We start from the raw sequence: 648 nt of genomic DNA, 5'->3' as shown, positions 1-648 counted from the left end.
GGCCGATTGCCTCTTCTTTAAATTCTTTCGTATAAGTTCGATATTGACGTTTTGTATTCATATTCACCTCGATTGATTATCGTATTATCCACAATCAAGGTGTCCAGATCGATTAGACCAGAATAGTAATTTAGTCGTTTTTTTCGAGTGTTAATGTTCATAGCTAGGTTCCTATATTGCAGTCAATTATAGGCTATAGAACCCTCCAAGATCATTAAACCATTACAACATGATACAAGCTATCCCTGAAGGGAGCCCTTTTAGTAATGACAAACCGCTTTCATCCGGCATAGAAATATCGAGAATACAGACATGCACATTAGAACCAGGTAAACCATGCCGTGCTTCTGCTGAGGATGAATATTCACGGATAACCTCAATATCGGATTCAAGATTAATAAGTTGAGCAAACCCAGAGCGTACGACTACATGGTCATCCACAAGTGCGACATTGATCATTTACTTGTTCCATTATTGAGGTAATAAAGGGGTGGGTAACATACTCTTGAGCGTAATTTCTCGGTAAGCGTTCACCAGCACCCTATTGACAGGGCTGGTGAACGTTAAAAACCGAATACGTTTGGGTAGGGCTGTCGATTCGTCACGGCTGTGACGATTTCGGACACAACTGACCATGCTGAGAGGCCA

Annotated in this window: 1 pseudogene; it reads right to left on the bottom strand. The window is 41.4% G+C overall.

The annotated features are described in order from the left end of the window. Positions 1-225: 225 nt before the first annotated feature. Positions 226-459 (bottom strand): annotated as a pseudogene (locus HC723_RS16995) (response regulator); the annotation flags it as partial. Positions 460-648: the final 189 nt, after the last annotated feature.

Source organism: Vibrio sp. S11_S32 (assembly GCF_014694465.1).
Taxonomy (GTDB): Bacteria; Pseudomonadota; Gammaproteobacteria; order Enterobacterales; family Vibrionaceae; genus Vibrio; species Vibrio algicola.
Note: the sequence above shows the minus strand (reverse complement) of the source record. Positions and strands in the feature narration are given on the sequence as shown.